Source organism: Pseudomonas sp. FSL R10-0399 (assembly GCF_009600165.1).
Classification (GTDB): Bacteria; Pseudomonadota; Gammaproteobacteria; order Pseudomonadales; family Pseudomonadaceae; genus Aquipseudomonas; species Aquipseudomonas helleri.
This window is the reverse complement of record NZ_WIWK01000013.1, coordinates 19,423-33,462: the sequence shown is the minus strand read 5'-3', so window position 1 is coordinate 33,462 and position 14,040 is coordinate 19,423. Positions and strand designations below refer to the sequence as shown.

15 protein-coding genes and 1 tRNA gene are annotated in these 14,040 nt (G+C 54.5%); 7 read left to right on the top strand and 9 right to left on the bottom strand.

Annotation, left to right across the window (positions count from 1 at the left end):
* The first annotated feature begins 88 nt into the window (after positions 1–88).
* The 3 genes from GHO41_RS05960 to GHO41_RS05950 all read left to right on the top strand — a co-directional run bounded on the left by GHO41_RS05960 (position 89) and on the right by GHO41_RS05950 (position 3,250).
* Positions 89–2,134 (top strand): terminase large subunit domain-containing protein, encoded by a 2,046-nt coding sequence (locus GHO41_RS05960; RefSeq protein WP_153433157.1) that lies wholly within the window; start codon positions 89–91, stop codon positions 2,132–2,134.
* On the top strand, positions 2,046–2,912 hold the full coding sequence (locus tag GHO41_RS05955) for a phage portal protein (RefSeq protein WP_178126475.1): 867 nt from the start codon (positions 2,046–2,048) through the stop codon (positions 2,910–2,912). The genes GHO41_RS05960 and GHO41_RS05955 overlap by 89 nt, the downstream gene beginning before the upstream one ends.
* Before the next feature lie 80 nt (positions 2,913–2,992).
* Entirely contained in the window at positions 2,993–3,250 is a 258-nt protein-coding gene (locus tag GHO41_RS05950) for an ogr/Delta-like zinc finger family protein (RefSeq protein WP_153433155.1), read from the top strand.
* Here the strand turns inward: GHO41_RS05950 and GHO41_RS05945 are convergent.
* The 7 genes from GHO41_RS05945 to GHO41_RS05915 form a co-directional block, all read right to left on the bottom strand.
* On the bottom strand, positions 3,226–3,438 hold the full coding sequence (locus GHO41_RS05945) for a hypothetical protein (protein ID WP_153433154.1): 213 nt from the start codon (positions 3,436–3,438) through the stop codon (positions 3,226–3,228). The genes GHO41_RS05950 and GHO41_RS05945 overlap by 25 nt on opposite strands.
* A gap of 243 nt (positions 3,439–3,681) precedes the next feature.
* On the bottom strand, positions 3,682–3,912 hold the full coding sequence (locus tag GHO41_RS05940; protein WP_153357868.1) for an Arc family DNA-binding protein: 231 nt from the start codon (positions 3,910–3,912) through the stop codon (positions 3,682–3,684).
* The gene (locus GHO41_RS05935) at positions 3,905–4,279 is read right to left on the bottom strand and encodes a DUF2528 family protein (RefSeq protein ID WP_371928845.1); all 375 of its coding nucleotides are present in this window, start codon (positions 4,277–4,279) and stop codon (positions 3,905–3,907) included. The genes GHO41_RS05940 and GHO41_RS05935 overlap by 8 nt, the downstream gene beginning before the upstream one ends.
* 71 nt (positions 4,280–4,350) lie before the next feature.
* Complete coding sequence (locus GHO41_RS05930; RefSeq protein ID WP_153433153.1) at positions 4,351–4,620, bottom strand: hypothetical protein; 270 nt, start codon at positions 4,618–4,620, stop codon at positions 4,351–4,353.
* Positions 4,621–4,679: 59 nt separating this feature from the next.
* Positions 4,680–5,387, bottom strand: a complete 708-nt coding sequence (locus tag GHO41_RS05925) for a hypothetical protein (protein ID WP_153433152.1) — start codon at positions 5,385–5,387, stop codon at positions 4,680–4,682.
* Entirely contained in the window at positions 5,387–8,059 is a 2,673-nt protein-coding gene (locus GHO41_RS05920) for a toprim domain-containing protein (RefSeq protein WP_153433151.1), read from the bottom strand. The genes GHO41_RS05925 and GHO41_RS05920 overlap by 1 nt, the downstream gene beginning before the upstream one ends.
* A gap of 10 nt (positions 8,060–8,069) precedes the next feature.
* Positions 8,070–8,306, bottom strand: coding sequence for a hypothetical protein (locus GHO41_RS05915; RefSeq protein WP_153433150.1), 237 nt, complete (start codon positions 8,304–8,306; stop codon positions 8,070–8,072).
* Between the two features lie 91 nt (positions 8,307–8,397).
* On the opposite strand from GHO41_RS05915, the gene GHO41_RS05910 reads away from it, so the two are divergent.
* Positions 8,398–8,634: a helix-turn-helix transcriptional regulator gene (locus tag GHO41_RS05910; RefSeq protein WP_153433149.1), complete on the top strand. Its 237-nt coding sequence runs from the start codon at positions 8,398–8,400 to the stop codon at positions 8,632–8,634.
* Between the two features lie 2 nt (positions 8,635–8,636).
* Entirely contained in the window at positions 8,637–9,659 is a 1,023-nt protein-coding gene (locus GHO41_RS05905; protein WP_178126474.1) for a tyrosine-type recombinase/integrase, read from the top strand.
* Positions 9,660–9,753: 94 nt separating this feature from the next.
* Here GHO41_RS05905 and GHO41_RS05900 read toward each other — a convergent pair.
* Both GHO41_RS05900 and GHO41_RS05895 read right to left on the bottom strand, forming a co-directional pair.
* A tRNA-Thr gene (locus GHO41_RS05900) sits at positions 9,754–9,829 on the bottom strand.
* A gap of 61 nt (positions 9,830–9,890) precedes the next feature.
* On the bottom strand, positions 9,891–10,838 hold the full coding sequence (locus GHO41_RS05895) for a LysR substrate-binding domain-containing protein (protein WP_153392314.1): 948 nt from the start codon (positions 10,836–10,838) through the stop codon (positions 9,891–9,893).
* Positions 10,839–10,913: 75 nt separating this feature from the next.
* Here GHO41_RS05895 and GHO41_RS05890 point away from each other — a divergent pair, with 75 nt between their 5' ends.
* Together GHO41_RS05890 and GHO41_RS05885 are read left to right on the top strand one after the other, a co-directional pair.
* Positions 10,914–11,996, top strand: a complete 1,083-nt coding sequence (locus GHO41_RS05890) for a tartrate dehydrogenase (RefSeq protein ID WP_048388895.1) — start codon at positions 10,914–10,916, stop codon at positions 11,994–11,996.
* 299 nt (positions 11,997–12,295) lie between these two features.
* Positions 12,296–13,933: a BCCT family transporter gene (locus tag GHO41_RS05885; protein ID WP_153433148.1), complete on the top strand. Its 1,638-nt coding sequence runs from the start codon at positions 12,296–12,298 to the stop codon at positions 13,931–13,933.
* The last annotated feature ends 107 nt before the right edge of the window (positions 13,934–14,040 follow it).

Here is a 14,040-nt window from a genome sequence, read left to right as displayed (position 1 = left end):
TTCCGATCTTCTCCTATATTCACGATCTAGGAGGAACGCGGAAATTAACACCGCGTTCGACGCGTTTTCGCCGCTTAGACTGCGGCCCATGTTCTATTCAAAAGAAATTAAAGAAGCCGCCAAACGCCTGTTTCTGCGCCGCTGTAAGGCGAAGGAAATTCAAGCGCAACTCAACCTGCCCAACATTCGGATCGTCTATTACTGGATCCGCCAGGGCGGGTGGGAAGACATGCTGTCGGATGAGGAGCCGCTGACCGCAGTTGGCCGTCGTATCACCCTGATCCTCGACAAGCAGACCACGCTGACAAAGGGGGATCTGGACGAACTCGACCGCCTGACCACTGTGCGCGAGCGCCTGTTAAAGCAAAGCGCAAAGCCGGTACCGGCCCCGACCGGAGAGCAACCGGCAGACGCTGGCCAGCCCCGGGAAGGTCGACGCCGCGATCGGGGCGAGCGCGCAGACAAAAGCGGCAGCAAACGTGAAAAAAAGATTAAGAACGATGTCAGCGGCCTGACCGAAGTGGACTTTCTGGATAAGTTCATCGGCAGCATGTACGGCTACCAAAAAGAGCTGTTCGCCGCCAAACAGAATCCATTGTATTGCCGCATCCGCAACATCCTCAAAAGCCGCCAAGTAGGCCTGACCTACTACTTCGCGGGTGAAGCGTTTATGGACGCCGTGCTCACCGGCGACAACCAGATATTTCTTTCGGCCAGTCGTGCCCAGTCCGAGATTTTCCGTAGCTACATCATCCAATTTGCCCAGCAGTGGTTTGGTCTGGAGCTGACCGGCAACCCGATTCAGTTGAGCAACGGTGCCGAACTGCGTTTTCTGAGCACCAACAGCAGCACCGCCCAGGGCCACCACGGCCATGTGTACGTGGATGAGTATTTTTGGATTCGCGACTTCGAAAAATTGAACACCGTGGCCAGTGCCATGGCCACCCATAAAAAATGGCGTAAGACCTACTTTTCAACGCCCAGCGCGGTAACCCATCAAGCCTATCCGTTCTGGTCTGGTGAAGGGTTTCGCAACAGCAAGCGCGGTAAAAAACTCGCGGCGGACTGGCCGAAAGATACGGCAATCGCCCAGGGCGTACTGTGTCCGGATGGACAGTGGCGCAAGATCATTACTATTGACGACGCCATCGCCGGTGGCTGCAACTTGTTCGACTTGGCCCAGTTGCAACTGGAGTACGACGAGGACAAGTTTGAGCAACTGTTCCGTTGCAAATTCATCGACAGCACCATGGGCGCTTTCACCCTGGCCGATCTGGAGCGTTGTTATTCCGACCTGGCCCTGTGGACAGATTACGATCCGGACGACGCCAGACCCTACGGCAACAGCCCAGTGTGGCTGGGCTATGATCCAAGCCGCACCCGCGACGATGCCACCTGTGTGGTGATCGCCCCACCGCTAGAGCCCGGCGCCAAGTTCCGCATTCTGGAAAAACACAGTTGGCGAGGGCATTCGTTCACGTATCAAGCGGCTCAAATCAAAAAGCTCACTGAACGCTTCAACGTCCAGCACATCGGTATCGATACCACCGGCATTGGATACGGGGTGTTTGACCTGGTGCGCGACTTCTATCCGCGTGCGACCTCAATCCACTACAGCCTTGAAACCAAAAACAGTTTGGTACTCAAAGCCCAGGACACGATCCAAGGCAGCCGCATCGAATGGGATGCAGGCTGGACGGACATCGCTCAGGCGTTCTTGACCATCAAGCGCGGCACCACCACCAGCGGGCAAGTCACCTACAGCGCATCACGCACAGACGCCACCGGCCACGCCGACGTGGCTTGGGCGGTCATGCACGCCCTACAAAACGAACCCCTCAACACCAACAAGCAGCGACGCAGTCGCTACGCACTCAGCGGATCGAACAGCAATGGCCCGGCAAAAAAAGCAGCAGCAACCCAAAGCACAACAAGGGCGCACGCGAGCGTTTTCGTTCGGGGCACCGGAACAGGTACTCACCGAGAACATCGGGCAATACCTCGGCATATTCGCCAGCCAGGACGGGCGCCTGTACACGCCGCCAGTGTCGCGCCAAGGTCTGGCCAAGCTGCTACGCGCCAACGCACATCACGGCGCCATTCCCGGATTCAAGCGCAACCTGCTGCTGCGTGAATTCATCCCGTCAGACGGCGTCAGCGTCCACACCATGCGCTGTGCAGGCCTGGACTTCATGGTGTTTGGCGAAGCCTATCTGCTCAAGCAATACAACATGTTCGGGGAAGTTCTGGAGCTGGAGCATCTGCCCACGATCAACATGCGGGTAAAAGTTGAAGGCGGGTACGTGATGCTGTTGCCGGACGGCAAAGAGGATGAGTTTGACCAGGACGAAATAGTCCATATCAAAGACTACGACGTAGAACAGAATATCTACGGGGTGCCTGACTATCTGGGCGGTCTGCAAGCCTTGCTGCTGAACGAAGCCGCGACCTTGTTTCGTCGTCGCTACTACAGCAACGGCGCCCACGCGGGCTACATCTTCTATACCAACGACCCCAACTTGACCGAAGAAGACGAAGAAGAACTGCGCGCCCAAATCACCGCGAGCAAGGGTGTGGGTAACTTTCGCTCGATGTTCGTCAACATTCCGGGCGGCTCCAAAGAGGCGATTCAAATCATCCCCGTGGGCGACTTCCAAGCCAAAGACGAACTGGAAAAGGTCAAGAACATCACCCGCAATGACGTGATCGCCGCTTGGCGAATGAACCCGGCACTGGCGGGCATCATCCCGGAAAACAGCGGCGGCTTCGGTGATATTGAAAAGATCGATCGTGTCTATACCAGTAACGAGATACGGCCCATTTGCCAGCTGTTTAGCCAGGTCAATGATGTGTTGAGGGAGGATCGGTGGATTGGGTGGAGGGAAGAGCCGAACGCAGAGGTAACTACATGATGCAGTGGTGTTACCGAAGAGACGCCACGATATTTTGTGTAAAATAGTTCCTTACTAAGAACTTTATGGCGGAGGTAGTTATGCGGGTGGAGTGCAAAGAGTGTGGGAGCAAAGGACGTATTACATCCCGTGAGAATGTCTCGGCCCTTTTTGCTGACCTCTATTGCCAGTGTGGCTCGGCCCATTGTGGCCACACTTGGGTTTCTCAGCTAACTTTTTCACACACACTCAATCCCTCAGCGCAATCGGTCGACAAATTACTTTTCGACCGTTTGCGCAGAATGCCAGCAGAGCAGCAACAAGAACTTTTCGATCAGCTCGGTGTACCAGCTCGGTAGTTCTTTAATTTATTCTCAATGCTGCTTAACGCCTTAATACTTTCACTACCAAATTCGAGTAGCCCAATTCTAGCTCGTGCGGATAATGGATCTTCTGCGGTTGCGGCCGTTATTAGAAATACAAATTTATTTCCGAGAGTTTCAATATCTTCAATCACTTCAGTAAGTTTAGACTCTACGTTGTTCACTTAAAACTCCATGTTGTACTCTCTTGATGTGGAGAAGTTTAGGTGTTGATATTTTACGGAGTCAAGCCTTTTGTTGCTGGTGTTTTGGTTGTGGGAATGCAAGCATTAAAACTTTGATTTGATATATACATTGGTATTAGTGTAGTTGGCCTTAATGTGTATAAATGATTATAAATTTGTTTTTTAAGTAAACAAAAAAGACGCCGAAGCGTCTTTATTATCCAGGTTTTCAATCGTCTATCTTTATTGCTTCGTACTCACTTGTTGCTCTAATGATTCGATACGCTTCAATAACTGAGCGATGATTTTGTCTTGCTCAATATGAAGCTTATCTAAGATTACAGAGCGCTGGATGCGTACTATTATTTCCCCGTTCATGCTGCGTTGGTTGGTGCGAGCGATATTTGCGATTTCGGGACGTAGTCCTTCTGGTAAACGGAGAACGAATTTATCTTGTTCGCGAGAATCACGCATTGGCCACCTCCGCTAATTCAACATCGTCAAAGCCTGGTGCTTCGACGTCGGCGGCGATAACACGAATTCCACACCAGCCGTATGGGTCATTTTCAATACTTCCGCCCCAGCCTTCTTCATCGTGTAAGTCTTTCGTCCATATTGGGCCGGGGCATCCAAAGTGACTTCGTATTCCATTGTCGATACTGAAAGTTGAACCACCTTCACTGAGCATCATATTTATGATGGTCTGACCAAAATATCGAATCACTGCTCTTACAGGGTCACCGTTTTCAGTAAGCAGGCGGTCTTTTGAACCTGACCAGAATTTGTTAAGCATGGTGGCAACTTCTGGTGTCAGTCGTGTGTGGTTAACCTCCAGTGTCACTTCGTAATCTTTCCAAACTTATTTCACGATGTAGCGTTTGATCGTTGTTTGATCCGCAATAATGTTGTTCATTAGTTCGCTCCAACGACAATGCTCTTAGCCAACAGCTGCGCAACTACAGCAGCATCACGTTCTGATAAGTCGCCCAAGGTTTGAGCCATCTCGGCAAGGCTTTCGAGACGCTGACGGGCGTCCGGGGTTTTGTGAACGATATAGCCAATCAGCGCAGCGCCGATCATGGCCGTGGCCAGCAGTGGGCGAGGGTGCTTAAAGATCCGGCTGTTTGGTTTCGGTGCTGTGGTAGCCTTACTGTCGCTGCTGCTTAGGTGCTGTGCTTGCATGGTGTTGCTCCTCTTGCGGTGGTTGGTGTCGAGGAGCTGTCACTCCTCGGCACCGTTTCTTAGGCCTGCTGCAATAGCGTGGCTGTGAATATCGGCTGCATCTCGCAGCGCACTTCAAACAACCCAAGATCACTTCCCTCGACATCAGCCAGGTGTATGGCCGTTATGAGGGTTGGGCTGTCTTCCGGGTGATCCTTCCAATGCATTGCGGCAGCCAGTTCAGCCAACTGTTCGGCTGTGCTGTTTTCAACGAGTTGAACTGGCATATGTAAGCTGCCGGGTAGGGTGTTCGCGCAGTAGCGGATTCTCATCGTGCGGACTCTCCAGGTGCTTCTAAGAAAAAGAAAAATGCGTGTCCCCATACGTTCGGTGGAACAACCGGAACAAGCGCGGTTCAACAGGCTGTAGCCCTTGACCCCTGTGGGTTTGGCTGGCCCAGCACCTTGAAATACTGAGGCGGAACATCCCGGAACAAGATTTCTGGCTAAAACCCTGCAGCCCTTGAGCGGTAAGGGCTTGCGAGTTGTTCCGCCTGAATGGCTTGCCGGAACAACTTCGGAACAGCTGTTGAAAGAATGTTCCGGTGTGTTCCTCTGTGTTCCGGGAGTGGCTGCTATGTGATGCGGCTTATCTATCTGTTTTTTATAGCTTTTTTTTAAGTTATAGATAGTGTTCCGGTTGTTCCGGTAAGGCAGTGGCCACACACGCATTTCAGCAAAAAGCCCTATACCTGTGCCTATACGAGATTCCTTCTCACAAACTTTCATCACTCCTTACCGGCCTTGCGGAAGATCCAGCAATTGAGCGGTCGCTTCTCAATGACCGATCGAACTTTGCGTATCTCGACGAAGGTGTGGGAGCTGCTTTGCGGCAATGCTCGATGCAGCTGTGTCGCGTGAATCACTTCCTGGCCAGCCAATCGACAGGCGTTGTGGAAGTGCTCGATGTTGATGGCGATCATTGTTCTGTCGGGGCTGTGATTCAGGGTTTCCCGTGTTTCATCGCGCGAGCCTTCACCATCGGTGTAGGTGACCACCTTTTCATTCAGGTAGTGATAGATCTGCCAGAACCTGGCAGCCGTGGGGTTCTCACTGCTCACGCGCTGCTGACGCTCGATAGCGCGGCTTTCAACATGCTTGAATAGCTTCTCCATAAGTTGGTCAGACCAGCCCAGGAAAAGCATTTGGGTGGCTTTGGCTGCAGCCATGACCTGGGCATGGCAATGCACTATTCGCTGATGCTGAATGACGGTGTTTGCTTGTAGCCGCTGTTCGTAATGATCGAAGGCTTCAAAGTAACGTGCCAGCCACTGCTTTTCTTGGCCCAAGCATCGACGCAAGTAGCCAGACAGATCCTCTACCGATAGTGCGTAGAGGCGATCGGAAACTACTTTGCGTGCAGGTGTGTGCCCTGCACGTGTGGCGTGCATATGGACGATCCGCGTCAGAATGGCTTCGGATCCATCGACACTGGCGTTCTGAGAGATAAGCAGCGCTGCCAGGAAAATCAGACTGTCAGTGTCATTGCTCGATGACTTCACGCCCACAGTACGAAGTGTGGCGTTATGGTCATAAAGAGATTTCCAGTTCTCCCAGTTGTACTGGCTGACTGTGGTGCGGCCTTGAGCATCGACAATCTGGCTATCGGACTCAATCAGCACCACCGGCAGGTTGCTCACCTGAGATAACGCCCGGGTCAAACCAATAGCACTGGCACCAGTTGAGTTGGGTTTCATCCCTTCGTAATTTGGGCGACCAACCAGCCGCCACAAGAAACGCAGCAAGCTGGACTTACCCGCACCGGCATCGCCTGTCAGTTCAAAAAACAACCACGAATGCTGCTTCGATCTGATTTGCTGAGTGAACAAGGACGCCGTCCACCACGCCAGTGATGCCAACCCATTCATATCGTTGACTTCAAGAAAGTCAGCAAACCAGTCCGGTTCGTCATCTTTCCCGCGTATGAGTGCCAGGCTGCTCAGCGATGTTTTCAGTCCGCTTTTACCAACCTCCAGATACCCATGACTGTTGGCCATGTACTCGCGACCATTGTTAAACCCAAAAGTCTGATAGCAATAGGTCTTGCTGGATGCGTCATAGCCTACAAAGGGCAGGGCGCGCACAGTTAGGGCGTTCTCCAGCCATTTGCTGCGCAGCATGGATAGCACCTTCTCCCCACCTTCGAAATTTCCACCTGGGGTGCGCTCCAGGAGTGATTTGGAAAAACTGCGAGGGTCACCAATCGAATTGGGAGCCAGAGGTTCTTTGCAATTTTGAGCTGGGTTCGGGAAGTTGAATTGGAAGAAAAACTGTTGGTCACCGCTCAACGCATCCCGCTGGATGTATTCGAAGTGAGGAATGCAGTTAGCCACCTGTTTGATGTCGCAATACTTGTCGAAAATCTCTTCCCGGGATTTCGGAGTGGTTCCCTCGTCTGAATCTTTGTTCAGCTCTCGGTTGAGCTCATCGCTGTTCACCTTGGCTGTGAATAGACGCTCCCCAAATTCCAGCAAAAAGAAGCTCAGAGGCTTTTTCAGGTGCAGCAAGAACGCTTTTTTCGACGGGTTTGGAGCAACGAACAAGCGGCCTTGATAGCTGGCCTCTGTCATAAATACGTCGTCCAGCTGGCCATCGCGGTACACGTCGTCCCAGTCGCGGTTTTTGCCAGCAAGCGCAACCCACGCGATTTCATCCATCGCTTGCAACTGGCGGCGATACTTGGGGATAACCAGGTGCCCGGCCTTGTCGTCGTCCAGGGCAATGATCCAGCGGACTTTTAAGCCTTTGTGAGCCTCGACCACATCCCATGGAAAGTTGTTGGCCGAGATTGAGGCGATCACCTTGTAACCGGCGAGGTGCAAAGCGATCGCGTGAAAGATCCCCTCTACGATGTAGACGCTATCGCCCTTGTCGATGGTCATGCCTTTGGGCATCCAGCCATCGGACTTGTAGCTCATTTTGTATTTGATACCGGCCTTGTCGCCGCCGTTGGCCACCACCATGGTCGCGTCGATAATCCGTTCCCAGTAGCCGTTGCACAGAGGGAAGCGAACAGTGTCGGCCCATTGACCATCCGCCATCTGGCGTCGGCCTTGCTCATACCAGCCTTGAATCTTGCCGATGTCAAAGCCGCGGTTGCGCTGCAGGTAAGCATCTGCGGTGGCGTTCGGGTTTGATTCCGATCGCGGGAAACGCTCGCTGAGATTTTCAAACAGGTAGCTGTAGCGCTCGCGGGTTTTTTCCTCGTGTTGGCATTGGTTGAGGCGGTTGCACTTGAGCTGATAAGGCTTGTCGCGGGCGATGTACAGGGTGCGCTCGCCACAGCTTGGGCAGATCCCTTTTTGCAGGTACTTAGGGCTGCGGATGTCTTTGAAGTCCAGCTCATGGTCTTTTTCCAGAGCGTCGATCACTTCCAGACGGTAGATGTCTTCAAATTGCATACCCGGCCCCTTACTCGTTGCCGGCTTTGAGATTCGGCTTGATGCCACGCACACGCTCGGCCTGTTCGGCTGCTTCCATTGCGAGGTGAACCATGTTCACCAGGACTGCGGATTTTGAGCCTGGCTGCTTTGGGCGGATCAAGAAGTGCCCGAGGTCAATCTCATTTCTGATGGCTGAATCGGACTGACCTGAACGTCTGACTAACTCGCTGACAGTCACGTATGGCGTGTCGATGGTTATCTGCATTCTGCTACCCTCTGACGAATATTTGGGATAAAAGTTCCAAGAACGGAACCATATTGGTTCCAAGAGTGGAACTTGTCAAGAGGGTGTGAGCATGGACATAACAGCAAAAATGAAAGCTATTCGCGCAAAGGAAGGGCTCACCCAGACTGAATTTTGCGAACTGGTAGAGATCAGTATCAGCAGTTGGAAAAAGTACGATGCCGCAATAACGGATATGGGATTGGCGCCCTTTCTTAAGGTCGCCAACCATCCGCGTTTTAAGAAGTACGCGTTATGGCTGGTCACTGGTGAAGTCGCGCCCGAGTCCGGTCAGATAAGCCCGGTGTAATCATGTCGATCAAGAAACTTGATGACGGGCGCTATGAGGTTGATTGCCGTCCAGAGGGGCGTGGTGGCCCGCGCATACGAAAGAAATTCCGTACCAAGAATGAGGCTCTGGTCTATCAAAATCGGATCATGGGTGATGGTGCGCGTGGGGAGTTTGAGAAACGACAGAAGCGAGACGAGCGCCGATTAACTGAGTTGGTAGCGCTGTGGTTCAACTCGCACGGTTGTACATTGAAACGTGGCGAGGAACGACAGCGAGCGCTTAACGCAATGGTGGAACGTATGGGCAATCCCTGTGCCGCCGACTTTACGACGATGCATTTCACGAAGTACCGCACGGAGCGACTGGCGGGTAAGTTCGCCAGGGAAACAATTGGAAGCGGGCGTAAACAGGGTGGCGAAGCCAAAGCAGTCAGCGCCAATACGCTCAACCATGAACTGGCTTACTTGCGGGCTGTGTTTAACGAGCTAGAGCGTTTGGGAGAATGGAAGGGCGAAAACCCTTTGGGGAAAATCCGGGGGTTGAAGTTCGACGAAACCGAGATGGCCTACCTAACGCGTGACCAGATCGGGCCGTTGTTAGCTGACCTTGATAGCCGTTCGCCTGCTGCCGGAGTAGTGGCTCGTATTTGCTTGGCCACCGGTGCGCGCTGGTCTGAAGCACAAGGCCTGACAGCTCGCCATGTGCGTGATTGCCTGATTCATTACACCCGCACCAAATCGTCGAAGAATCGTGCTGTACCGATCACAGAAGCGCTACAGAAACAGATCAAGGCGGCTATGCCCTTTGGAGATTGCTACAAAAAGTTTGGGGAGTCGGTCGAGGCGGTAGGGCTGGAGCTACCAGCGGGGCAGTTGACCCACGTACTACGCCACACGTTCGCCAGTCATTACATGATGAACGGCGGAGACATCCTGACTTTGCAACGAGTCCTTGGCCATGCCTCTCTGACAATGACCATGAGATACGCGCATTTCAGTCCTGGCCACCTGGCAGAAGTGGTCAAGCTCAACCCTTTAGCGTAGGGGTGTGGACACTCTGTGGACGTTGCGACGGAATGAAACGAGACAGGGCATATGCCCAGAAACGACAAAGCCCCGCATTGCGGGGCTTTGAATATGGTGCCGGCACCAAGAGTCGAACTCGGGACCTACTGATTACAAGTCAGTTGCTCTACCAACTGAGCTATACCGGCGTTATGGGCGAGGAGTATACGCGGATGGCGTGGCTTGTAAACCCCTGATTACAGACTATTTTCACGATTCTTTTTGCCGCTGGGGTGTGGCGGGGTGGCGTTCGCTGAAGTACTGGCGCAGAAACTCGACGGTGACGCGGATTTTGGCGGAGTTGGCGAGGGGGGCGGTGTAGACGGCCCAGATGTTGGCTTGCTGTCGGTAGTCCTGGAGGATGTGGACCAATTTGCCGCTTTGCAGGCTTTCGCGTACGTCCCAGTGGGAGCGCAGCAGGATGCCTCGGCCATCTATCGCCCATTGGTGGACGACTTCGCCGTGGTTGGCGGACAGGGCGCCGGTGACTTTGACGCTTTCTTCGCCTTCCGGGCCTTGCAGGCGCCACAGGCCGAACGGGTGGTCGCGCTCTTTGATCACCAAGCATTCGTGGCCCGCCAGTTCGGCCAGGGTGCGCGGTTCGCCGTGGCGTTGCAGGTACTCGGGGCTAGCACAGAGCACGCGGGCGTTGTTGGCCAGCAGTTTGGCGATGAGGTTGGGGGCGATGTTGTCGCCAATGCGGATGTCGAGGTCGAAGCCTTCTTCTATCAGGTCTACCAGGCGGTCGAACATGTCGAAGCGAATGTCCAGGGCCGGGTAGCGCTGGGACAGTTCGGAGAGCGCGGGGCCGACGTGGCGGCGGCCCAGGCCGAAGCTGCTGATGATTTGCAACTGGCCGCGCGGTTCTTGATGCAGGGCCGAGACTTCGTCGCTCATCTGTTCGACCGCATCAAATATATGCAGCGCCCAGCGGTAGACGCGCTCGCCGTCATCGGTCACGGCCACGCGCCGGGTGGTGCGGTGCAGCAGGCGCACGCCGATGTTGTGCTCCAGCAACTGGATGCGCTTGCTGACATACGCCGGCGACACGCCCAGTTCGCTGGCGGCGGCGGCAAAGCTGGAGCGGCGGGCCACGATCACGAACACGCGCAGGTCTTCGAGATTGGGCAGATTATTCACGAACCGTGTCTTATCCATCTTCACTTCGCCTGATTATCTTTCTTTTGGCGCTTTATACCATGGGCCCACTGTCCATTTTCAAGAGTGCCCCCCATGAGCAAGACATTCAAAATTGCCGCCATCGCCGGTGACGGTATTGGTAACGAAGTACTGCCAGAAGGCCTGCGCGTTGTGGAGGCGGCGGCTAAAAAGTGGAACCTTGATCTGTCGATCGAGATCATCGAGTGGGCCAGTTGCGACTATTACGAGCGCCACGGGCAGATGATGCCGGACGACTGGTTTGAGACGCTCAAAGGCTTTGACGCGATCTACTTCGGCGCTGTGGGCTGGCCGGACAAGGTGCCGGATCACATCTCGCTGTGGGGTTCGCTGCTCAAGTTCCGCCGCGACTTTGACCAGTACGTCAACATCCGCCCTGTGCGTCTGTTCCCGGGTGTGCCGTGCCCGTTGGCAGGCCGTGAGCCGGGCGATATCGACTTTGTGGTGATCCGTGAAAACACCGAAGGCGAATATTCCTCGGTGGGCGGGCGCATGTTTGAAGGCACCGAAAACGAATTTGTCCTGCAAGAGTCGGTATTCACCCGACGAGGTGTGGACCGCATTCTGAAGTACGCCTTCGAGGTTGCCAAAGAGCGTCCACGCAAGCACGTGACCTCGGCGACCAAGTCCAACGGCATCTCCATCAGCATGCCGTACTGGGACGAGCGCACCGAAGCCATGGCGGCCAACTACCCGCAGGTGACGTGGGACAAACAACACATCGACATTCTGTGTGCACGCTTCGTGCTGCAACCCAACCGTTTTGACGTGGTGGTGGCGTCCAACCTGTTTGGCGACATTCTGTCCGACCTCGGGCCAGCCTGCGCCGGCACCATCGGCATCGCACCGTCGGCCAACCTCAACCCCGAGCGTAATTTCCCGTCGCTGTTCGAGCCGGTTCACGGCTCGGCGCCGGATATCTACGGGCAAAACATTTCCAACCCGATTGCGATGATCTGGTCGGGCGCGCTGATGCTGGAATTTTTGGGCAAAGGCGATGAGCGTTATCAGGCGGCACACGATGGCATTTTGCGCGCCATCGAGGACGTGATTGCCAGTGGTCCGAAAACCCCGGATCTGGGTGGCAAGGCCTCGACTCAAGAAGTCGGTGCAGCTATCGCCGCCGCCCTGGCGTGAGTTGACTAAACGGCGTTGATCAGCGCCGCGAAATAGACGCTTCACAAGCCTGCGAAACCCCCGGAATACGGGGACTTTCGCGGGCTCTTTGGCGTGTTGAAACAGCCGTTTTAGACGTGTGAAATTTCAACAATTCCAGTTGCAAAAGCTTAAATCTCGGGGCATATTGTTAACCGAAAGGTATGAGTTAACCAACAGTTAACGCTCAGGGTTAAACGATATGGAAGGAGTCCCTAACAGCTGTAAACGCTGATCTAGAGCCACGCAGTAAGAGAAAAACTCTCTATCTGGAGACTTAAATGTCCAATAACAATAAAAAAGATGTCTTTTTGATATCAACTAGCCTGATTGCTGTACTGATTACCGTTGTAGGTCTTGCCGTTTATCCGCAACAAGCCGAAGTCACCGCCAATATGCTGTTTGAGCTGTCGTCTCGGACGTTTGGCACTTCGGTGCAAGTGTTTGTGTTCTGCTGCGCCCTGGTGGTGCTGTACATCGCGTTCAGCAAGTACGGCAACGTTCGCCTGGGCAACGGTAAAGCTGAATACCCGACCGTGACGTGGGTGTTCATGTTCATCTGCGCCGGTATGGGCTCGTCGACGCTTTACTGGGGAGTGATGGAGTGGGCGTATTACTACCAGACGCCTGGTCTGAACATTGCCGCAGGCTCGCGTGAAGCGCTGGATTACAGCGTCAGCTACTCGTTCTTCCATTGGGGTATCAGTGCCTGGTCGCTGTATGCCTTGTCGTCGTTGGCGATGGCTTATCACTTCCACGTGCGTAAGAAGAGCGGCCTGAGCCTGTCTTCGATCGTCGAGGCAGTGACCGGCTTCAAAGCGCACGGCCCAGTGGGTCGGCTCGTTGACCTGGTGTTCCTGCTGACCATGTTCGGCGCCTTGACCGTATCGCTGGTGCTCACCGCGTCCACCTTGACCCGTGGCCTGTCGGCACTCACCGGCATGCCGGACACCTTCGTCACGCAGTTGTCAGTTATTGGTGTGGTGGCGGTGGTGTTCTCGCTCAGCTCCTACATCGGTATTGCCAGTGGCATGCAGCGTCTGTCGAAGATGGTGTGCATAGGTGCGCTGGTGTTTGCGGCCGTGGTACTGGTCGTGGGCCCAACGCAGTTCATCATCAACAACACGGCCAACTCCATTGGCCTGATGATGCAGAACTACGTGCACATGAGCCTGTTTACCGACCCGCAAGGTGACGGTGCCTTCACCCGCAACTGGACGGTTTTCTACTGGTTGTGGTGGGTGTCCTACGCGCCGGGTGTCGCGATGTTTGTGACCCGTGTGTCCAAGGGCCGCAAGATGAAAGAAGTGGTCGCGGCGATGTTGATGGGCGGCAGTTTTGGCTGCTGGTTCTTCTTCGGCACGCTCGAAAGCTACAGCATGCATCAGTTCATCACCGGCGCTATCGACGTGCCGCGCATCCTCACGGAGCAGGGCGGTGAAACCGCCGTCGAGATGTTGCTGAACGCCTTGCCGTTCGGTCAGATCTTCCTCGGGGTTTACCTGTTCATCATGGCGGTGTTCTGTGCCTCGCACATGGACGCAGCGGCCTACGCCGTGGCGGCCACCAGCACCCGCAACATGCAGGAAGGCCAGGACCCATCGCCGACGCACCGTCTGTTCTGGTGCATCGCCTTGACCCTGATCCCGCTGGCGATGTTGTTTGCCAAGGTGTCGCTGTCGACCATGAAAACCGCGGTGGTGCTGACGGCGATCCCGTTCCTGGTGATCCTGATGACCAAGATCTACGGCTTCCTTACCTGGATGTTCAAGGACTACGGCGCGATGCCCGCATACTTGATCGAGGAAGAGTCGGTGGAGCGCGAGCAGAACCTGGATTACGTCGCCCCGTTTGAGCAGGTGACGCCAGCACCGGGTGTTGTTCCCAAAGCCAAGGCGGTACCCGCAGCCTTGAGTTAAGTATTGCTGACTGAACCACGCGCAGGCTCCGGCACCACGGTGCCGGGACCTGAGCGATTTTTTTTGCGTGTCGTGTTAACCATGGGTTTCTTGTTATTCATGAGTTA

Excerpts from the sequence above, each read along its gene's own strand:
- GHO41_RS05960 (WP_153433157.1), top strand. The coding sequence starts at position 89 with ATGTTCTATTCAAAAGAAATTAAAGAAGCCGCCAAACGCCTGTTTCTG.
- GHO41_RS05950 (WP_153433155.1), top strand. The coding sequence starts at position 2,993 with ATGCGGGTGGAGTGCAAAGAGTGTGGGAGCAAAGGACGTATTACATCC.
- GHO41_RS05940 (WP_153357868.1), bottom strand. The coding sequence starts at position 3,912 with ATGCGTGATTCTCGCGAACAAGATAAATTCGTTCTCCGTTTACCAGAA.
- GHO41_RS05930 (WP_153433153.1), bottom strand. The coding sequence starts at position 4,620 with ATGCAAGCACAGCACCTAAGCAGCAGCGACAGTAAGGCTACCACAGCA.
- GHO41_RS05925 (WP_153433152.1), bottom strand. The coding sequence starts at position 5,387 with ATGAAAGTTTGTGAGAAGGAATCTCGTATAGGCACAGGTATAGGGCTT.
- GHO41_RS05920 (WP_153433151.1), bottom strand. The coding sequence starts at position 8,059 with ATGCAATTTGAAGACATCTACCGTCTGGAAGTGATCGACGCTCTGGAA.
- GHO41_RS05915 (WP_153433150.1), bottom strand. The coding sequence starts at position 8,306 with ATGCAGATAACCATCGACACGCCATACGTGACTGTCAGCGAGTTAGTC.
- GHO41_RS05910 (WP_153433149.1), top strand. The coding sequence starts at position 8,398 with ATGGACATAACAGCAAAAATGAAAGCTATTCGCGCAAAGGAAGGGCTC.
- GHO41_RS05905 (WP_178126474.1), top strand. The coding sequence starts at position 8,637 with ATGTCGATCAAGAAACTTGATGACGGGCGCTATGAGGTTGATTGCCGT.
- GHO41_RS05895 (WP_153392314.1), bottom strand. The coding sequence starts at position 10,838 with ATGGATAAGACACGGTTCGTGAATAATCTGCCCAATCTCGAAGACCTG.
- GHO41_RS05890 (WP_048388895.1), top strand. The coding sequence starts at position 10,914 with ATGAGCAAGACATTCAAAATTGCCGCCATCGCCGGTGACGGTATTGGT.
- GHO41_RS05885 (WP_153433148.1), top strand. The coding sequence starts at position 12,296 with ATGTCCAATAACAATAAAAAAGATGTCTTTTTGATATCAACTAGCCTG.